18 protein-coding genes are annotated in these 20,878 nt (G+C 40.2%); 3 read left to right on the forward strand and 15 right to left on the reverse strand.

The window, feature by feature from the left end; genetic code table 11:
• The first annotated feature begins 18 nt into the window (after positions 1-18).
• On the forward strand, positions 19-696 hold the full coding sequence (locus tag ACXAFK_RS09965; protein WP_474957648.1) for a hypothetical protein: 678 nt from the start codon (positions 19-21) through the stop codon (positions 694-696).
• A gap of 25 nt (positions 697-721) precedes the next feature.
• On the opposite strand, the gene ettA is transcribed toward ACXAFK_RS09965, so the two are convergent.
• The 3 genes from ettA to ACXAFK_RS09980 form a co-directional block, all read right to left on the reverse strand.
• On the reverse strand, positions 722-2,413 hold the full coding sequence (ettA, locus tag ACXAFK_RS09970) for an energy-dependent translational throttle protein EttA (RefSeq protein WP_224837296.1): 1,692 nt from the start codon (positions 2,411-2,413) through the stop codon (positions 722-724).
• 32 nt (positions 2,414-2,445) lie between these two features.
• On the reverse strand, positions 2,446-2,628 hold the full coding sequence (locus ACXAFK_RS09975) for a CAL67264 family membrane protein (protein WP_224837295.1): 183 nt from the start codon (positions 2,626-2,628) through the stop codon (positions 2,446-2,448).
• Positions 2,629-2,694: 66 nt separating this feature from the next.
• Positions 2,695-3,678, reverse strand: coding sequence for a Gfo/Idh/MocA family protein (locus ACXAFK_RS09980; RefSeq protein WP_474957649.1), 984 nt, complete (start codon positions 3,676-3,678; stop codon positions 2,695-2,697).
• 63 nt (positions 3,679-3,741) lie between these two features.
• Between ACXAFK_RS09980 and ACXAFK_RS09985 the strand changes: the two genes are divergently transcribed.
• Positions 3,742-5,370 (forward strand): acyl-CoA carboxylase subunit beta, encoded by a 1,629-nt coding sequence (locus tag ACXAFK_RS09985; protein WP_224837293.1) that lies wholly within the window; start codon positions 3,742-3,744, stop codon positions 5,368-5,370.
• Position 5,371: 1 nt separating this feature from the next.
• On the opposite strand, the gene ACXAFK_RS09990 is transcribed toward ACXAFK_RS09985, so the two are convergent.
• The 6 genes from ACXAFK_RS09990 to ACXAFK_RS10015 all read right to left on the reverse strand — a co-directional run bounded on the left by ACXAFK_RS09990 (position 5,372) and on the right by ACXAFK_RS10015 (position 13,805).
• The gene (locus tag ACXAFK_RS09990; protein ID WP_474957650.1) at positions 5,372-7,093 is read right to left on the reverse strand and encodes a carboxypeptidase-like regulatory domain-containing protein; all 1,722 of its coding nucleotides are present in this window, start codon (positions 7,091-7,093) and stop codon (positions 5,372-5,374) included.
• Positions 7,094-7,184: 91 nt separating this feature from the next.
• Positions 7,185-9,359, reverse strand: coding sequence for a YfaP family protein (locus tag ACXAFK_RS09995; protein WP_474957651.1), 2,175 nt, complete (start codon positions 9,357-9,359; stop codon positions 7,185-7,187).
• 9 nt (positions 9,360-9,368) lie between these two features.
• Positions 9,369-10,715 carry a M24 family metallopeptidase gene (locus ACXAFK_RS10000; protein ID WP_474957652.1) on the reverse strand — a complete coding sequence of 449 codons (1,347 nt, stop codon included), beginning with the start codon at positions 10,713-10,715 and terminating at the stop codon, positions 9,369-9,371.
• A gap of 33 nt (positions 10,716-10,748) precedes the next feature.
• On the reverse strand, positions 10,749-11,819 hold the full coding sequence (locus ACXAFK_RS10005; protein WP_474957653.1) for an AMP-binding protein: 1,071 nt from the start codon (positions 11,817-11,819) through the stop codon (positions 10,749-10,751).
• Positions 11,797-12,594: a lysostaphin resistance A-like protein gene (locus ACXAFK_RS10010; protein WP_474957654.1), complete on the reverse strand. Its 798-nt coding sequence runs from the start codon at positions 12,592-12,594 to the stop codon at positions 11,797-11,799. Before ACXAFK_RS10010 ends, ACXAFK_RS10005 begins: the two co-directional genes overlap by 23 nt.
• Before the next feature lie 158 nt (positions 12,595-12,752).
• Positions 12,753-13,805, reverse strand: coding sequence for an o-succinylbenzoate synthase (locus ACXAFK_RS10015; protein WP_474957655.1), 1,053 nt, complete (start codon positions 13,803-13,805; stop codon positions 12,753-12,755).
• A gap of 45 nt (positions 13,806-13,850) precedes the next feature.
• On the opposite strand from ACXAFK_RS10015, the gene ACXAFK_RS10020 reads away from it, so the two are divergent.
• On the forward strand, positions 13,851-14,645 hold the full coding sequence (locus tag ACXAFK_RS10020) for an SDR family oxidoreductase (RefSeq protein WP_474957656.1): 795 nt from the start codon (positions 13,851-13,853) through the stop codon (positions 14,643-14,645).
• A gap of 1 nt (position 14,646) precedes the next feature.
• On the opposite strand, the gene ACXAFK_RS10025 is transcribed toward ACXAFK_RS10020, so the two are convergent.
• The 6 genes from ACXAFK_RS10025 to ACXAFK_RS10050 form a co-directional block, all read right to left on the reverse strand.
• Positions 14,647-16,605, reverse strand: coding sequence for a histidine kinase dimerization/phosphoacceptor domain -containing protein (locus tag ACXAFK_RS10025; RefSeq protein WP_338194847.1), 1,959 nt, complete (start codon positions 16,603-16,605; stop codon positions 14,647-14,649).
• Positions 16,606-17,141: 536 nt separating this feature from the next.
• Positions 17,142-17,900 carry a LytR/AlgR family response regulator transcription factor gene (locus ACXAFK_RS10030; RefSeq protein WP_224837284.1) on the reverse strand — a complete coding sequence of 253 codons (759 nt, stop codon included), beginning with the start codon at positions 17,898-17,900 and terminating at the stop codon, positions 17,142-17,144.
• Between the two features lie 33 nt (positions 17,901-17,933).
• Positions 17,934-18,842 carry a 1,4-dihydroxy-2-naphthoate octaprenyltransferase gene (gene menA, locus ACXAFK_RS10035; protein ID WP_369884472.1) on the reverse strand — a complete coding sequence of 303 codons (909 nt, stop codon included), beginning with the start codon at positions 18,840-18,842 and terminating at the stop codon, positions 17,934-17,936.
• A 2-nt stretch (positions 18,843-18,844) separates the two neighbouring features.
• A complete protein-coding gene (locus ACXAFK_RS10040) occupies positions 18,845-19,444 on the reverse strand; it encodes an SPOR domain-containing protein (RefSeq protein WP_224837336.1) in 600 nt (199 codons plus the stop codon).
• 146 nt (positions 19,445-19,590) lie between these two features.
• Entirely contained in the window at positions 19,591-20,427 is an 837-nt protein-coding gene (locus ACXAFK_RS10045; protein ID WP_474957657.1) for a CvfB family protein, read from the reverse strand.
• A gap of 80 nt (positions 20,428-20,507) precedes the next feature.
• Positions 20,508-20,849, reverse strand: coding sequence for a DUF2853 family protein (locus tag ACXAFK_RS10050; protein ID WP_224837281.1), 342 nt, complete (start codon positions 20,847-20,849; stop codon positions 20,508-20,510).
• Positions 20,850-20,878 lie beyond the last annotated feature (29 nt).

Consider the following 20,878-nt stretch of genomic DNA (forward strand, 5'->3'; position numbering starts at 1 on the left):
CAATAACAAGACTCGAATATGGCTCCCAAATCCCATGTTTTAGTAGTTTTGGCAGTATTTTGTGCCATACAAGCTACCTACTCTTTTCAATGTGATAATTTCTATTCCAAAGTAACCTATGCACTGAGCCATGGAAAAAAGGCCATGGACGCTACCAACTTTGAGCATCAGATGTACTATGCCGAAAGAGCTTTGACCGCTCTTGAAAAAGGTGAAGCTTTTATGGCTGATTGTTCTTGCGACAAGGCTAAGGGCAAGACCGTGGATGCTATGGAAACCCTGGACAAAGCCATAGAACCTGCGGACTGGGAAGCTGGAAGATTTTTTACCAAAAAAGCTTTGGGAGAAATCAACGAATTGATCACTATTTTGGACCAATGTACACTAGGTGTTTCTTCGCCAGTTGTTACCAATGATGATGATACCATAACAACCGATGAATCTGTCGAGAAAGACCCCGATGGGTCTCAATCCGTGGCAGCCATGGAAATGGAAATGATCAAGGTCTTTGATAAACATGCAGACGATAAGCTCCAATCTGCCGAACAGGCCATAAATCAACTCATAGAACTATCCAAATCCATAAGCTCGTCCCCTGACGAGGTTCAGGACCCGAACAGTTTGGCCGCCCACCAAAGGGCATATTTGGAAAAGGCTAAAAAACTTTTAGAGGAAGGAATCAAAAATCTTAAATAAGATTAATCACTCCTTCCCTTTAACTTTAACGAATCAGTTTTTTGTATTTAATACGCTTGGGCATAATATCCGTACCCAGGCGTTTCTTTTTGTTTTCTTCGTAATCGGAGAAAGACCCTTCAAAGAAATATACTTGAGAATCTCCTTCAAAAGCAAGGATATGTGTACAGATTCTATCCAAGAACCATCTATCGTGGGATATGATAACTGCACAGCCCGCAAAATTCTCCAAGCCTTCTTCCAAAGCACGGAGTGTGTTCACGTCCAAATCGTTCGTAGGCTCATCCAAAAGTAACACGTTGCCCTCTTCCTTTAATGTCATTGCCAAATGCAAACGGTTACGTTCACCACCAGAAAGCATGTTTACTTTTTTGTTCTGCTCACTACCAGAAAAGTTGAATCGGCTAAGGTAAGCTCGTGAGTTGACCTGCTTCCCTCCCATCATAATCAATTCCTGACTATCACTAAAGTTTTCCCAGATAGTTTTTTCCGGGTCAATGTTGGAATGGGACTGATCTACATAGGCCAGTTTTGCCGTTTCACCAACAATAAACTCCCCTTTGTCCGGGGTTTCCTCTCCCATGATCATTTTAAAAATGGTCGTCTTACCGGCACCGTTGGGACCAATTATACCAACAATACCTGCTTGGGGCAGATTAAAGTTTAGGTTCTCGTACAGTAGTTTATCTCCAAAAGCTTTGCTTACATCTTTGGCTTCTATCACATTGGTTCCCAAACGTGGCCCGTTGGGTATATAGATTTCCAACTTCTCCTCCATCTGTTTTTGATCTTGACTAAGGAGCTTATCGTAATTTTTTAAACGTGCTTTTTGTTTGGCCTGCCTTCCTTTAGCGCCCTGGCGGACCCAGTCCAACTCTCGCTCCAAGGTTTTTTGGCGTTTGGATGCCTGCTTGCTTTCTTGCTCCAATCGCTTGGCTTTTTGATCTAGCCAGCTAGAGTAATTGCCTTTCCATGGAATTCCCTCTCCACGATCGAGTTCCAAAATCCATCCGGCAACGTTGTCCAAAAAGTAACGATCGTGCGTAACAGCGATTACCGTTCCTTTATATTGCGCCAAATGATGCTCCAACCAATGTACGGATTCGGCATCCAAATGGTTGGTAGGCTCATCCAACAACAAAACGTCCGGTTCTTTGAGCAATAAACGGCACAAAGCCACTCGTCTTCGTTCCCCACCGGATAATACTCCTATTTTCTTATCAGAATCCGGGGTACGGAGTGCATCCATTGCAATCTCCAATTTGGTGTCCAGTTCCCAAGCATTGGCAGCATCTATTTGATCCTGGAGTGCAGCCTGCTTGTCCATTAACTTTTGCATTTTATCGGCATCCTCGTAAACCTCGGGCAAACCGAACATATCGTTTATTTTATTGTACTCGTCCAAAATGGCCACGGTTTCGGCAACGCCTTCCTTTACCACTTCGAGTACAGTCTTATTTTCATCGAGCTGCGGCTCTTGTTCCAAGTAGCCAACGGAATAGCCCGGAGAAAATACTACATCACCTTGATAGTTTTTATCTACACCGGCAATAATTTTCAATAAAGTTGATTTACCCGATCCATTAAGGCCCAAAATCCCAATTTTGGCACCATAGAAAAAGCTTAGGTAAATATTTTTGAGTACAGGGGTGTTGGCCGTTTTATAGGTCTTGGTAACCCCAGACATGGAAAAAATGACTTTTTTATCGTCTGACATCTACTTAAAATTAAATTGTTTATGAAAAGAGGCTATACCCTGCCCTTTAAGGCGTTGAACACCCAGGCAACAGCTAAAAATCCAATTCCGACAGCAGCAAAGCCCCATCCTGCCACTTCATCATATTTAAAAGCTCCAAGTGCGATCATTCCCAAACCTACAAATATCATAATCCATGTGGCATAGGCCAGCACCGTGTTCTTATTCATTCCCATTATATATTTTTCTGAAGGATTTCAAATATCGTAAAAATAGGGTTAATGCAAAGTGATTATTGTGGATTAAGTTTCAAAAGGGAACGTTATTCCACTTTTTTCCCTGACCGTGTCCAGCAATTCGGACAAATCCAAACTGTTCTGATGTGACCAGAGGTTACTTTCAATTTTGTTCTTTCTTAGACATTTATGTACTTCCAATATCTCATGGTAATAACCGATTCCCGTCATGGGCAAACTAACCTCCTCAACATCATCTTCCCGTATTAAAGAATAGCCATCGGCCTCGTGCCATCTTGATCTTAATAGAAATTGGCCCGTTGTTCCCGATATTTCCGCTTCCAATCTAGATCTGCTGGTAAATCCGCTGTAAAGCATGGCTTGGGCATTTGGATAATCAAAAATCATACTAGTTTGTAGCTCTGTTCCATTTTCGTGAAACTTTGAACTTGCCATAATTTGGCTGGGCATACCCAACAATAAATAGGATAAAAAAATAGGATAGATCCCTATATCCAATAAAGTACCCGAAGCTAAATTAGGATTTAGTAATCTGGAGTCCTTGCCCCTGTCCAATGCATAAAAAGCAAAGTCAGCATTTATAAACTTTAAATCCCCTATTTCCCCCTGATCTACCAATTGTTTTACTTGTTGGATAGCTGGGTTAAACCGAGACCACATAGCCTCCATTAAAAACGTATTGTTCTTTTTGGATGCACTTACCTGTTCCATCACCTCCGTCCTATTAACGCCCATTGGTTTTTCACAAAGCACACCGATTTGATGGTTCAACGCACGAACCGACAAGTCTTTATGAAAATTGTGCGGCGTAGCGATGTACACCATATCCACTGTTCCAGATCGGAACAAGGCATCATAACTTCCAAAAACATGCTTCGTTCCATATTCATCGGCAAATTCTTGGGCGCGTTCCATTGAGCGCGATGCGACCGCAGTAACCTCGGCATCATCTACCAATAAAAGGTCCGACACAAATTTTTTGGCAATTTTTCCGGGCCCTAAAATACCCCACCTAATTTTGTTCTCCATATTCATCAAAAGTAATAATTATAACTCCGTATCTTTAACCAACAAATTGAATTATCGATAAGAATGGACATAAACTTCAATAAGAACGAAGACCATAACAAGTTAAAGCTTTCCGAACTAAAGCGGAGATTGGCAAAAGTTAAACTTGGTGGCGGCAAAAACCGTATTGAAAAACACCATGCCAAAGGTAAAATGACCGCAAGGGAACGTATCGATTATTTGTTGGATGAGGATAAGGGGTCGATTGAAATAGGCGCTTTTGCCGGTGAAGATATGTACAAGGAGCATGGTGGATGCCCATCTGGCGGTGTGGTGGTAAAAGTGGGCTATGTACAAGGCAAACAATGTGTTGTTGTGGCGAACGATGCGACGGTTAAGGCTGGCGCCTGGTTCCCGATCACGGGGAAAAAGAACCTACGTGCCCAGGAAATCTCCATCGAAAACAAATTGCCCATTATTTATTTAGTGGACAGCGCAGGGGTGTATTTGCCCATGCAAGATGAAATTTTTCCAGATAAAGAACATTTTGGACGCATTTTCCGAAATAATGCAGTTATGAGCAGTATGGGCATTACCCAAATTGCTGCTGTAATGGGAAGTTGTGTTGCCGGAGGTGCTTACTTGCCAATTATGAGCGATGAGGCACTTATTGTGGATAAAACCGGAAGTATTTTTTTGGCAGGCAGTTATCTTGTGAAGGCCGCAATTGGAGAAAGCATCGACAACGAAACACTTGGGGGCGCTACCACCCATTCCGAAATTAGTGGAGTAACCGATTATAAGGCCAAGGATGATAAAGATGCATTGGACAAAATCAAGAACATTGTAGATAAAATCGGTGATTTCGACAAGGCAGGGTTCAACCGGTCCGAAGCCAAGCCCCCAGCCGAAAATCCTGATGACATTTTTGGAATCTTGCCTGCTTCACGAAGCGATCAGTATGATATGTTGGAAATCATCAAACGATTGGTGGACGATTCCGAATTTGAACAATACAAAGAGGGCTATGGCCAAACTATTTTAACAGGTTATGCCCGAATCGACGGTTGGTCCGTGGGCATAGTTGCCAATCAGCGCAAAGTGGTAAAGACCAAAAAAGGTGAAATGCAATTTGGAGGTGTAATCTACTCCGATTCTGCCGATAAGGCCACCCGTTTTATTGCCAACTGCAATCAAAAGAAAATTCCCCTCGTGTTTTTGCAGGACGTTACCGGATTTATGGTAGGTAGTAAAAGTGAACATGGCGGAATTATAAAAGACGGTGCCAAAATGGTGAACGCGGTGAGCAATTCGGTAGTTCCCAAATTTACGATCGTGATCGGAAATAGCTACGGCGCTGGGAACTATGCCATGTGCGGAAAAGCCTATGACCCCAGATTTATTGTTGCTTGGCCAAGTGCCGAACTCGCGGTGATGAGCGGGAATTCTGCGGCCAAAGTGCTTTTGCAAATTGAAAAAGCCAGCTTGGAAAAAAGCGGAAAACCCCTCGATACCGAAAAGGAAAAAGAACTATTCGATGAAATAAAACAGCGATACGATAATCAAATATCACCCTATTATGCTGCTGCACGACTATGGACGGATGGCATTATAGACCCAATGGATACGCGAAAATGGATTTCCATGGGAATCGATGCCGCCAACCACTCACCCATTGAAAAAAAGTTTAATATGGGAGTATTACAGGTCTAATTTATTTACTTTGAACAATATTTGAAGTAACCGGAAAGGTAAACAATTGCCGATTAACTCCCTTTACGCCCAAACGAAACACTTTAACTTCTTTGGTTTGCAATTTGCTGCCATAGTTCTGATACATGGTTACTTTGAGATAAGTGGGCGTGAGTTGTTTGTTGCCATGATAAGTGGCATTTATTTTCCATGTTCCCGGAAATTCATCGTCCAATAAAAAATCGGCCATCGAATAGCCCAGTTCCTTTTCCGAACGAATTCGTTCCGGCATCTCTGTAAGGGTGTGCTTCCAATTAAAGTATTGATTGTTGGGATTTACAAACTGTAGATCGAATTCAGCTTCGGAGTCGTTCCATTCAAATACTAACCTTCCGGTAAAACCAGCATCGGAACTGGAATGATTATCGGGTCTCAAAAGACTGCTGATTTCCCTTTCCATAATATCAGATAATTCAAGGCTATCCGAAGAAATTAAACCCTTATCCTGCAAATAAGCATGCCTTGCATAAATTGATAGGGCCTGTTGAGTTTTCTCCAAATTTTCATAACTATTGGCCAAGTCAATAAAACTTTGTGCATAATCAGGCCGGAGAGCATAAATTTTCTTGTAAACCTCATGGGCTTTACCTAATCGGGATTGAGACTCATAAGTAAAAGCCAAAGCCTTTAACCAAACAGGATTTTTTTCAAAAGAGTCTAAATTCTTGATTAAAATTTCATCTGCCCTATCACTTTCAAACTTATCGTAAAAATAAGTAAAGGCATCCAAATAGAAATATGGTATTCTTGAATAATGATTCTCGTACGCCTCATAAACTTCTAACGCCCTGTTAAGACTTTTAGCGGTATTCATTTCATTTAAATAGGCAGGTAAATCATTTTTTATTTCCGTGTCCAAGAATACCTTTTCCGTGACATAATTATCGCGAAGCTTTGCTTGATCATAACGTTGAAGGCTATTATCTTCCCTTAATCCATGCACTCCGTTGATGGTATTGATAATCACTACACCTCCACTAGCAATTTCGCCATACCTCCATACCGCTTGAAGTCCAGGGATAATGCCCACGCGCTGAATCATGCTAACATCCAACCAAACGGGAGGGGTTGTAAAAATGTTTTTATCAATTTCAAACAAAACAGGTTTTTGATTATTGATTGAGCTTCTACCTCTCATAAACAATGAACGATTCACTCCGGTGGAAGGAGACCCATAGGTTCCCATCCATATTCCCGCCCTTCTACTTGCTATTGCCCAAAGCACATCGGTTCCTGTCGTTAATTCAGAACCATCAATTATTTTTAAATTATAAGGTACTGTGTTAGGACTAATATAGCCAAAAGAGGTATTTACAATGGTTGAATCCGTAAAGTAATTCATTGCCAAACTTTTTTGCTTACTGAGTTCCTTGGTCACGACTACTTCGTCCAAAGCTTCTACCCTGTGATGCATAACAATATTTAGATTATGGGTAACATCCTCAATAATAATGGTAATGGTATCCATTCCGAGGTAAGTAAACTGTAATTTTTCCTTGGGTATGGCAGATATCTTGTAAAACCCTTCCTTGTTCGATTTAGTAGTAAATTCGGAGGATAAATTGGTCACATGGACATTGGACAACGGTATTTTTCCATCGGTAATTCGCCCCAAAATCTGTTTTTGGGCAAAGGTAATTATCGTAAAAAAGCAACACAGTCCAGTACAAAGTAGTATTCTCATAGCAACTTGAATATTAGAGGTTTACTAAATTTACAAAATATATCAGTAAACCATAGATTACCTCCATGGCTCATTAAAAAAATGGAAATCCTTAATTTTTAAAGGATACTATTTCTTTTCTGTTATTTTGTTGGTCAACGTACAACCAAATTACTTCCCTCGACTGGGATGGGTAGCCAAAATCGGTATAAACGGTACATAACAGTACCAAGGGGTCCGTATTGGCCTTGTCCAAATTGCCCAGATAGTTGATATTGATCTGCCAGAGCCCTTTTAAGTCATCGTAAACCTCAAACTCTTCCATGGCAAAACCAAGGTTAACTTCGTTGGCAATTCTATTCGTATCTTCCATGGATGTATGTTCCCAGTTGAAATATCTATTCTGGGGATTTACAAATTGAATTTGAAATTCGGCTTTGGGGTTGCTCCACTCCAAACGTAAACGAACATTGACCTTCTCGTTATTAAAATAGATATCATCCAATTTGGTTACATTGAGTAGAGTTCTCTTTTGAAAAACCAGATTTTTAATTTCTCGGTTCAAGGATTTTTTGATCGCATCTACCTGCATGGTGCCATAAGCACCACCTTTGGCCAACGTAGCCCATGCATCTAGCGCTTTTTGGTACTCTCCTTTCTCAAAATAGATCTGGGCTTCGGTAAAAAACGGTTGTAGCGCTGTTGGGTCGGCTGTATAAATGGCCTTGTTGAGATAGTTTGCCAATTCAAGTTCGTTTAAACCTCGTGAGGAAAGCTCGACCAATTTTAAGTAATGTATGTCTTTGGGATTCAGCTCCAGTAAATTGGAGATTATCCGTGTGGCCACATTTGCATCCTTGTCCTTGAAAAACTCAAAACTGTCCAAAAAGAAGGATTCATTATCCAAATTGAAGTTTCTAAGTTCTAAATACTTATTGTATGCCGTCTCTACGTTTTGGGCATTTTTCAATGTTTTGGTTATCGCAGATTCTCGGTGTACAATTTTAGATTTTGCATCGTAAATATTGTTTTGGACAAGTGCCGAATTTACACTCCCACCTGCTCCTTTTGATTTTAGGGCGTTTTTAGTGGTGATCAAAATAACACCTGCATTGCCCAATGACCCATACCTGTTCGTAGCGGCCAACCCTTTTAAAACCGTAATTTCTGCAACATTGTTTGGGTCAATAAAAGATGCATCGGCAGCATAACCGGAGGACGAATCCGACTGTTGTATAGGGATGCCATCCACCACCACAAGGCCATAAGTGTTGCCCAGCAACGTATTGTTGCTTCTTCCCTTAAATTGTGTCAAGTCTTGATCTCGGCTTAAATTCACATTGGAAAACCTCCCTTGAACGCTTTGGTTTAAATCGGTTTGTATGGGCGTTATCTCTTCACTTCCCATAGATTGCACTGCATAGCCTATACCTTCCTTGTTTTTAAGACCCATTCCGGTTTCCACCATATCCTTAGTGGTGGATTCAACACGATTCTCCGAAACAATAACTTCTTCGAGTGCAGTTATGTTCGAATTTAAAAATACTTCCAGATTATCTGAAAAATATCCAATGGGGATTTTTTTCATGGTTTTAAAGGACCTACTCGATATTAAAATCGAATCGCCCGGAATACTGGGTATTGTAAAAGCTCCAGTAGCATCTGTTTTATAAATCTCTTGGCTCCCCCTTACTCTGATTTCAATATCAGTTTGTGGAACATTGTCTATGTAAACTTTACCTTTTATGGTTTTTTCTAATGGTGAATCATTTACGGTACTTTCCCTATTTTTTGGTAACATGGCCGCAAAATCCATTAACCGTCCGTTACCTATCAATGCAGATTTTTTAAGTACCTCCACATTTCTGGTCGGCACTGTATTGATAATTACGTTCCCTTTCTTAACCGGTAAGATTACATTGGGCAGCAGGCCGTTGCCATCACTAAAAAAATAAACCTGATCATTCTTAATTGTTTCGGACAGGCCATTATAAATGGTGCCCCCATCTGCTCTGTAATGGGTCAACACCTCTTTAAGCTCGTTCCAGTTGCCATCGGAAATTTCAAAAAACCGTTCTTCAATGGCCGTATTAAATAGAATAAGTTGTACGCTCAGTTCGGGTGAACGGTGGAGTATTTTATCCAATATTTCAAACTCCTTTTCAATATCCCTCTCCAACATGGAAAAAGAAGTGTCCCAACAAATAGTGATCTTGGTATCGGTATTCTCTTGGGAAAATACCAATATAAAAGTCAGGAACGCAATTATCGAAAAGTTTTTTCTCATGCCTTGATCTTAGTTGCCCAAATGATCTTTTACTCTAGGAATCAGCATTAGCTCTGTTTGTCTACCATTAACATAACGAAATCCGTTTTCCCCAAAAAAGCCAGCTTCTTCCAGCATAATTCGTATATCGCGATTCCATTCCGGGATATTCACAGTGGTATTCAACTCAATGGCGTACACCGTGTTTGTATTTAAGGGGTAATTCTCTCCATCGTCCTTCATAACACCTCCTTGGGCATCCCACATGCCAATGGTAGTACCTGCGGAGTGGCCATAACTTCCTAATGGATGGGTGTATATTGCTGGTCGCAGTCCGGCGTTTTTGGCATCTTGCAAGGCCTTGGCCAAAATGTCGTTGCCTACCCTTCCTGCTACCATGTTCTGGGTTAGATAATCCTGCACTCGGTTACCATCGTACAGGGCGTTTACCAAAAATGTTGGGGCCTCGGTTTCCTTTGGTTTTAAAACATAGGCCAATTCCTGACAATCTGTGTTAAGACCAAGGTAGCTTATCCCAAAATCGCAATGCAACAAATCTCCCTGTTGTATAATTTCGTCATCTGGCCTTCCGGAAAATGAATATAAATGGCTTACCAATTCTTCACTGGTGCGCTGAACATCCACAGTGGGATGAAACCAGGTCTCTAAACCAAGATCTGTTACTTTTTGACGCATCCACCATTCTACCTCGGTGGTTGTGGTTACTCCCGGCGTAATTACTTTTTCTGAAAAAGCTTCTGCAATTATATCATGGGTTATATCCACGAGTTGATTGAAAATTGTCATTTCCCGAGCAGTACGTGTCTCTATCCATCTAACGGCCAACTGCTCTGCCGACTTTACCCGTGAGTGATACTTTTTGGGAAGATTGGCCATAAACTCATCAAAATCGGTCTTATCCAAACCATCCGCTATATTATGATCTTTAGAAAAATTTAAACCGATCGTATTCGGGTCACGTTCGGAAATCAACTGCATTAATCGTTTCCATTGGTTTGGCTCTTTGTCCTTGTCCCAAGCGGAGATAATACTTTTGCCCACATTGTAACGTGCTACGGCCAATTTATCCATGGTATTGTTTTCCTGGTCTCTATAAAAAAGCAGAATGGTTCGTCTACGGGCATTCAGCCATGTGGCCGGAAGCATGGTTTTTAGGACTGGGTCCTCGTTATATTCCCTGGATATAAGCACCCACATATCTATTCCCGTATCATCCATTAATTTAGGAAGCAAATCGGTGAATCGTTCCTCAAGAATTTCATCCACCACATGAGCACGTTCCGCCTCGGGCAGAATTTGTTGGGATAAAACAATAAAAGGCAAGAGTAGAAAAGTAAGGTTGAAGATTTTTTGCATGGTCGATTATTTAACGTTCTGAAAATACAAAACTTAAATAACTTGTTCCAAGGTTTTTTTACGATCTACTTTCTTGGTCGTTGTTTCTTGAAAAGTTTTTACAAAGTAAACTTGCTTCGGCACTTCATATTTTGATAATTCCTTTAAACCGGAAATAGTTCTGATCAGTTCTTGTTCGTCCGAAGGATTTCCTTCGATCACGAGCACTAATTTTTGACCCAATATCTTATCTGGTAAACCTGAGACAAAAAATCGAGAGGAAATGAGTGATTCCAGTTTTTCCTCTATTTTTTCGGGCATCAATTTTATACCGCCGGAATTTATGATAGAATCGAATCTACCGACCCAAATAAAAGTTGTATCACTTAAGAGCTCAACTAGGTCGTTGGTTATGATTTTTGTGTCGGTAACTTTTGGAGCATCAATTACAAGGCATCCTCTTTTGTCTTGTGAAACAGTTACATGTGGAAGTGCCTCAAAGTACTTTAAAGAGTTCCCGCCGATGGGTTTTACTGCAATATGGGTTATGGTCTCCGTCATTCCATAAGTTTCAAAAGCTTGCACGGGCAATTGGTTCAATTGCTCCCTCAACTGTAAATCCACCGGGGCACCGCCAATTATCAATTTTCTCACTCTTTGTAAATGGGGCAGGGAATTTTTAACCTGTAAGGGAACCATGGCCACAAAATCGTAAGTTTTGTCCATTTTGGACAAAGGGCTCGATGTGGGCCGAACAAAATCCAGTTGCAATCCGAGAACCATGGCCCGGACCAACATCATTTTACCGGCAATTCCGGTACAAGGCAAACACAAAAGTGCTTTTTGACCTGGTCTTAAATCAAAATATTCTCCTGTGGCCAAAGCGGAATTTACCATATGCTCTTTTTTGAGCTGAATGGTTTTCGGGTTTCCGGTAGAACCCGAGGTATTCACATTTAATGTTTCAGAGTTGGATATCCAATCCAACAAGAACGCCCCGATATCTTTTTTAAATGCTTTTTCTTGTTTTAAGTTATTGGCAAGTTCCTCCAATTGTTGTACGCCGAAAAAGCCTCCATTAAGACGAAATTCTGGATGTATGTTATGCCAAGTCGGATCTACCATCGGTCAGTGCTACAAATTCTTCTTTGGTCTTTACACGACCGAATAGTTTGTCCTTCCAATTCTTCCAACCGTATTTCCTGGAGAAAATAAATAAAAGAATGGGGTAAATCACAAAAACAGGAATTAACACATCCCAACCAAGGACTGGGTCTGAAACGTCCTTATAAATTGAATTGGTATTGAAAGCCATCCAATCGGCAGTTACAAGGAGTGCCGCAAAGAAGTTATTGGATGCGTGAAAGCCTAAAGGCAGTTCCAGGCCTTCATCCATCAATGTTAGAATCCCAAGAAAAAAGCCTGTTCCAATGTAATACACAAGAACGCCATACCCCAGCTTATCCACTTCTGGATTAAAAATATGCAGCAAACCAAATAGAGATGAACTAACGATCAATGGAAGCCATTTGTTTTTTGCCGCCAATCCAATGGATTGCATTAAATAACCTCGTGTAAAAAATTCCTCGAAACTGGTTTGAATAGGGATAAAAATGATTGAAAGTACCAACAAGATCAAAAATGGAACCGGCTTGAAGGAAAACTCATAATTTTCGGGTGAAAGGTATACATCCAAAATAATCATTGCCGATGAAATTACACCCCATAGTACAAATGAAAAGCTGACTCTTTTCCAATCGACCCTTTTACGTGAGGTGGTAAAATTTACAAATGATAGTTTATGGATATATTTCACCACAAACCAAAGACTGATCATCGCGGCAAAAAAGGTCAACATTATTAAAAGAAAAAACAGATTGGAGCCCAATGTCTCCGACATTGTCCCGAGGTCTGAAGTGGTCATCGTTGACAATGAACTGGACTTCAACAAAAGCGCGATTAATAACGGAATTCCGCCCAAGATCTGCCAACATATAAATACAATCAAAAACCCCACTATATATCTCCAACTCTCTGTAAAACCTTTGTAAGCTTGCTCTATATACATATATTTTTAATTAGATCCATGTCCCAATCCTTTGCTTGTCGGTAATATAATTTGCCTTGTGATACCTCCAACGGACTCCCAATATTGTTGGTGAACAAACTTCCTGTTCCCAAACCTTGAGGCATTGTTGTTTTCAACGAATAGGTAAATTGTGCAATGGCATTGAGCCCAATATTGCTCTCCAACGCACTGGTAATCCACCAGCCTATATTTTTGTTTTCGACAAGTTCTATCCATTCACGGCTCCCCCCTATTCCGCCCACCAAACTCGGTTTTAAAATAATGAATTGGGGTTGTATGGTTTGTAGTAATTCCTGTTTTTTTGTTACATCAAAAATACCGATCAATTCCTCGTCCAAAGCTATGGGCAATGGTGTTGTTTTGCATAACTCCGCCATTGCTTCCCATTGTCCCGCTTTTATGGGCTGTTCAATCGAGTGAATATTAAAGGTTGATAGTATTTGGAGCTTTTCCATGGCTTCGGCTGGTGAAAAAGCACCGTTGGCATCCACACGAAGTTCGATTTCTTCAGGCGAAAAATTTTCCCTTATGGATTTGAGTATGGCTACTTCTTTATCAAAATCGATTGCTCCGATTTTCATTTTTATACAGCGAAAACCATTTTTCAATTTTTGATCTAATTGCCGCAACATAAAATCCACATTTCCCATCCAAATAAGACCATTTATCGGGATCGGGGATTCGTTTTTTGTAAAATCCGAAGGGAACAATTCAAAGCAATTTGGTGATCGAAAGGATAATAAGGCTTGTTCCACGCCAAACTGAATAGAGGGAAACTCCTTTAATTGCAATAAGAGTTCCGCCTTGTTCATGTGTATATTTTGGCAGGTCCAAGCAAGTTTTTCTTCGTAGTCCGGTCGGTCGTCCACACTTAAACCCCGCAAAATGCCACATTCGCCTACACCTATTTTTGCATGGTCCTGCAATATAATGTACCAAGTTTCCTTCTGTATCATTACCCCACGGGAGGTTCCGCTGGGAACTTTAAAATCGAGGGTGTACTTTTTATAGCTTGCTTTCATGAAGTAGGTCAAATTTAAGTATATTTTAAATCTAAAAAAGGAGTTATGGGAAGTATCCATGGAAAAACGATATGGATTACCGGGGCATCATCTGGAATTGGAAAAAGTCTGGCCCTGGAACTAGGTTCGCGATCCTGCAACCTAATTTTGTCCTCTCGGAAAAAGGGCGAACTTGAAAAGGTAAAGGAATTATGCGGAGGTACAGATAACATTGCCGTTCTTCCATTGGATCTGCAAGATCTTGACAAAATGGAGCATTTGTCCCAAATGGCAATTTCCTTTTTTGGGAAGGTCGATATATTGATCAACAATGCCGGAATAAGCCAACGATCGTTGATCATGGATACCAAGCTGGACGTTTATGAACAGCTTATCACTATTAATTATTTGGGCACTGTGGCACTCTCCAAGGCGATCCTTCCTCATTTTATCCGTAACAGATCCGGACATTTTGTAACTGTTACCAGCTTAATGGGAAAATTTGGTTCTCCATATCGTTCGGGCTACTGTGGCGCCAAACATGCATTACATGGTTTTTTTGATGTGATGCGAATGGAGCATGAAAAAGATGGCATTAACGTTACCTTGGTTTGCCCTGGCTTTGTACGTACCAATGTTGCAAAAAATGCGTTAACGGCCGATGGTTCTCCACAACAAGAAGACGACGTTGCCACGCAAAATGGGATTGATCCCGAAACGGCCGCCAAAAAAATGATCAAGGCCATCGAAAAAGATAAATTTGAAGTTTATGTTGGCGGAAAAGAAGTAAAGGGAATCTATCTTAAGAGATTCTTTCCTAAACTTTTGCATAAAATGGTTTTAAAAAGTCGGGTAAGATAGATCAACTAAAGTTGAACCAAAACCGAACCCCTTCTTGATCTCTGTCCACATTGAGCTTGGATTGAAGCTGGTTCACCAATCTATTGATCAATCGCAGTCCCATCGAGGAGTGTGCCCTCTCATCGCTATCTTCCGGGAGCCCTATACCATTATCGGTATATTCAAAATATCCTTGGTCCCCATTTTTGCGCAAATGGATGTAGATTTTCCCATTTTCGTCATTCTCGGGAAATGCGTATTTAAACGAATTGGAAACCAACTCGTTTAAAATCAATCCAAAAGGAATAGCGCGATCAATGTCAAGTTCGGTTCCTTCGGCATCAATGGTAATACTGATGTTGTGCCCTCCCTTTTTATAAACCGATTGTACGCTATTGATCAAACTTTCAATATAGCCTTGCATTTCTATTACCGAAAGATCATCGTTCTGATATAATTTTTGATGGATCAATGCCATGGCCTTTACCCTACTCTTTCCTTCTTCAAGGGCAACGATTGCCGCTTTGCTCCTAGTGTTCTTGGTCTGTAGGCTCAATAAACTGGAAACCATCTGTAGATTGTTCTTCACCCTATGGTGAATTTCTTTCAGTAAGGAATCCTTTTCGACCAACGAGTTTTCGATAATATGCTTCTGCTCCGCAATTAACCGTTGGTTTTTTATACTCTTTAAATAAGCGTACACCAATCCTGCAAAACCTAAAAGGGTAAATATGAGTGAAATAAATACCAAATTAATACGCTCATCTTTGGCTTTCATTTCGCTGCGGGCCAATTCGTTTATCTTTTTTTGCTCATCTATCAATCTTTGGGAATTTTCCAAATCCTCGTTGGCTACTATGGTTACCAGCTGTTGTTTTATCAGTGCCGATTGTTTTTTGGCCAGAGAATCCTTGATCCTTTCGTTTCTTTTGTAGTAGATGGATGCATTCTTAAAGTTTTCGACCTTATCATAAAAAGCGGCCAACAAACTGTTCTTCTTTATCGTTTGCAATACCGATATGTTGTCGAACTCCGTATCGAGGTGTTTTTTGGCCTCGGAAAAGCGTTCCATTTGCAAATTGGCTTCTGCCAAGAAAAGCGTGTTGTCCACAACTTCGGTTTTATCCTTGTTATAAGGTGATTTGGTCAAGGTTTCGATGCTGGATTGCAAAAGTGGCACGGCATCTTCGTAATTGCCCATCATTACATGGCACTTGGCTATATTTCCTTCGATCTCAGCCTTTAACAGCTCGCTCTCGAACATATCCGATGCACTTTTTTGGGCGGTGATATCGTTCATGTAAACGCCCAAGTAGTGATTCGCTTTTTTTAGTTCGCTCAGTGCGGTTGGAGCGGAATCGTCCAATCTAAGGTAATTCCCAACTTTGCTATGATACTTGGCCAAACCGTAGGAGTCGTTGTCCGCAATGGTAGGCTTAACCTCCATAATATATTGGTTCCTTGCTTTTCGGTAAAGTCCAAGGTTACTATATATATCGTAGAATGATACATTGTTCGTAATGCCCAGTTCACGCTTTTGCTTTCGGATCTCTATTTGCTTGTCGTACAGCTGTAGGTTGGCATAATTATCGTCCAACACATCCAAAATTACCTTTTTTGAATCGGTATCCAGTGAATCTTTGATGTCGTACAGCTCTTTGGCCAACGCGGTACTTTTGTCGTATTCCCCCAGATCGTTGTACACTTGGGCCTGCATTACTTTGTATAGTCGTGTAGCTGTGGTGTCCTCTGTTTTTTGTGCGTTGGACAAATATATCTTAATGGTATCCAACCAATCGTATGCAGAGTTCACGTTATAGCGATCCAACGAATTAAAAAATACATCGAATCGTTGTGATGGTAAATCGGTATCCTGAAATTCTTTCAGTTTGCTTTCTTCATCAAAGGCAAGGTCCTGCCCCGATGCAGCATAGAAAAAAATAAAAAATACTGAGGTAAATAAAATTACGTAACGTCCCATTAATTAAATTGATACAGTGACCACTCCAGAGGAGGTCCTATATTATTATCGTGCCCTTTTTTCCTTTATTGTCCCGATAGCACTCCAATCCAATAAATGGAATATCCAACTGAATTGCAATGTATGGGGTATATAAAGAACGTTAGTTTGTCCACAAAATTAAATCTCAAGGGAGAGAGTTGCCCACTATTGTTGTGAAACCTATGTTTTCTGTTGTGAAACAATATAAAACATAGGTATATGGGTAATTTATCGATGTTTTGTGCTTTTTATGGATAAATCCGAACAGGACAGAGGCGCTTAAAATTGAAAAAGGCCCTGTTTTTTAGAACAAGACCCTTTTACGAGAACACTATATGAAAATGAAAAAATTACTTTCTTGATTATTACACTGCTAAAGTAGCGGTAGGGTCCTAAGGGAGAAAATTATTGTTGTGAACCTACCAAAAGTTGTGGTAACCCCAAAACTTGATGGCATTGCCAAAAAAAAAGTGCCCTAAAGGGCACCTCATTCTATTCTTTGATTAAGGGGAACGTTAACTGTTCATTGATGAAAGAATAAACTCCTTAAAATCCTTGGAGATCGGAATAAGATTATTGTTGATCATTATATCTTTTGAATTGATGGCATCAATATGGTCCACATTTACGATATATGATTTATGGGCTCTATAAAATTTGTTCTTGGGCAATTTCTCCAAATAATCTTTTAAGGGAGACCGTACCAAAAACTTTTTATCCACAGTGTTAACCTCCAAATACACATTATCAGCCTTGATAAATTGTATGTCGGTAAACTGAATCCTGTAGTACAAGTGTTGTTTCTTTACAAAAATGGAATCTTTTAATACAGAGTTCGATGTGATTTCGTCGGCTGCTTCTTGATTCTCCTCAACTTTTTCCGCGCCTTTTTTGGCATAATTGAAATTTGACAGTGCAATTTCTATGGATGTGTAGAGATCTTGTTGTTCAAAAGGTTTTACCAAATAACCATCTGGTTTAACCGTTTTGGCATTTTCCACTGTTGCACGATCCGAGTTCGAGGTTACAAAGATGAATGGAATGTTGTACGTTTCGCGAATATGCTTACCTAGATCTATACCTGTTTTGTCCGAGGCCAAGATGATATCGATAAGTACCAAATCAACATGGTTGTTCTTTAACACATCTACCGCTTGTTCGTACACTATGACATTATCAACAATTTCATAGCCGATTTCCTCTAACATGGACTGCATATCATCAGCGATGATAACATTGTCCTCTACGATCAAAATTTTTATCGGATGTTCCAAGTTCCTTAAAGTTTATTTGGTTGTAAGTCAAATTTACAAAAAAATATTGACTGAAATGAAGAATAAAACCGCTAACAAAAAGGTGCTCAACGCCACTTTCTTTAGTTCGGGGTCCAACCGAACAGGTTCTTTGGTGGTCATAACGGTCCGCAAATGAATCAATAATGGAACAAACGCCAGCATAAAAAAGGATTGTTTCCAGTCAAAACCAATTACAATTATATAAGCTAAAAAGCATAGCAGCGCGGTAAAAATCAAACCAAGATGATAGCGTTTGCCATTCTCAAATCCCATTTTAACGATCAATGTGTTCTTACCATGCTTTTTATCGGATACCACATCCCTAAGGTTGTTCAGGTTTAACACGGCCACGCATAATAGCCCAATTGAAATTGCTGGTAAAATTGAAGGCCATTCCAAGGTTTTGGTGTATAAGAACATACTGCCCAATACACCTAACAATCCAAAAAAAAGAAATACAAAAAGATCTCCCAACCCTCGGTAGCCATAAGCGTTGGAGCCTACCGTGTATTTAATGGATGCCCAAATACTTAACAGGCCTAGGACCAAAAAAACGAGGACATAGGCAAAATTACCCGACCCAAAAGCTAAATAGATGAGAACTACTGCTATGGCCAAACTTATTAGAGCAGAAATGATTACCCCGGCTTTGAGTGATGTTCGTGAGATGGTGCCACTTTGCAAAGCTCTTGCAGGACCAACACGATCTTCGTTATCGGTACCCTTTACCCCGTCTCCGTAATCGTTGGCAAAATTGGAGGTTACTTGAAAACCTACAGTTGTCAAAAGGGCCAAAATAAATATGGACAATTCGAATTGAGCGTGTAAACTGGCCAAAGCAGTTCCCACAATAATGCCCGATAAAGATAAAGGTAGTGTGCGCAGTCTAGCGGCCTGTATCCAAGCCTTTGTTTTTCCCAAGATTAATACGGATCTTCTATTTTAACTCTTTGACCATCCTTGTAAGAAGCTACAAAAGCATCGTCAAACCCCATCTGTACCAGTTGTTTTCTAAATTTTTGAGCTTCCTCCAGGGTTTCAAAATTACCCAAAGAATACGCATAAAAAGGGTTGGTTTTTACAAATAATGTATTGGTCAATGCCTCGGACGCAAGTGTTACATTATTCTCCACAAACGATTTAACTTGTACGGAATAGATCATTTCCTTGTTCAAAAACTCTTTGGCCAAGTAAAATTCCTTTACCAAGCTAAGCTCTTCGTTTTGGGATTTTAAATTATCTATCCTGGCCTTGATCACATCCAAGCTGTCTATGGATACCAAAAGATTTCCTTGGTTCTCAAAAGATTGTTTGCTGCTAAGGCCTGCAGTGAACGAAGTGATGGCCAGCGTACCAATTACAAATAATCCAACAAATCCCATAAGGATGTTACGTTGTAACTTAATTTTGCGAAGATCTTTGTTCTTGTACTTTATCTGATCAAGGAGTCTTTCGTTGATAATTTGGGCCTTATCTATATCCTTATGAAGGTCCAACAAATCGCTTTCTTCAATAAAAGGCATATCCTGGAGGGGGTTATAATTATGCGTCATGCTAAGAGCATAACAACCAATAAGTTAATCTGTATCTTCACAAAAATAAAATATTTAACTAAAGAAAAAAACTTTAGAGCTGCATTAAACACAAAAATTCAAATCCAGATTCCGATCTAGTCTCCCAACAAATGGATCCCATCGTCCTGAATATCGATTTTTCGTTGACGATATAAAATACCAACGCCTTTTTTAAATGCCTTTTTGCTCATGTGCAGTGTGTGCTGTATCTCTTCAGGGGACGACTTGTCGTACAGGGGCAAGAATCCGTTGTTCTTTACAAGTTTATCAAAAATAAATTTTGCCGTAGGCTCCAACATTTTTGCCCCAATGGGTTGCAGCGAGATATCTATCTTCTTATCATCTCGCACACTTTTTACATAACCTTTGACCTGGTCACCGATTTCTAAAGGCCTATAGATATCGCTATCGAAAACCAGACCTTTGTGACGGTTATCCACAATCACTTCCCACCCCAAAGGGGTTTTACGGTAAATTAAAAGATCTACCTGATCGTTCTGGTCGTACGCAACGCTTTCGTTGGATAAAAATTTATCTACTCTGCTAGATCCGGTAAGTCGCATACTTTCCTCATCCATATAGCAATGTACCACATAGCTTTGGCCCTCCTCCATTCTGTGGGATTGCTCCCTAAAGGGAACAAGCAAATGTTTCTCCAGTCCCCAATCCAAAAAAGCACCGTATGCCCCGACTTCGACCACTTTTAAATACGCAAATCCGTTACGTACGATTTTCGGCTTTAAGGTAGTAGAAATAGGTCTTTCCGCATTGTCCAAATAACAGAACACATCCATTTCTTGATCAATCTCAAAATCGGACGGAACATATTTATTCGGTAAAAGAATCTCTGTTCCTTCATCATCACCTAAAAAAAGACCTATACTCGTGCTCCTTAACACTTTAAGGGTATTGTAATTTCCCAATTCTATCATAGGGCAAAGGTAGCTGTAAAAAATGGGTATAAAAAAAGCTGTCTTAACAAGGACAGCTTTTAATTTAGTTTTGTGGACGGTTAATTGTAAACGGATTCCTTACCGAAATGTTTGGCCAACATATAGTAAATTACCGCACGATGTTTGTTTTTTTCCGATTGACCGTATGAATCGATAACACTTTTGATCGATTCCATGAGTGCCGGCGTATCGGCCAGCCCCAATTTTTTGATCAAAAAATTGTTTTTAACCGTTTCCAGTTCCTTATCATCGGAACCTGATACCTTGGAGGCGTCCAAGTTATAGATGGCAGGACCCAACCCTATGGCCACCTTGGTCAGAAAATCCATGTCTGGAGTCTGTCCAAATTTGTTTTTGATGTCTTCTGCGTACTTCTCGATCAATTCGTCTCTTTTGCTCATAATCTGTTAGTGTTCTTTTTTATTTATAG

This window comes from Flagellimonas sp. ABD4_174 (assembly GCF_056160185.1).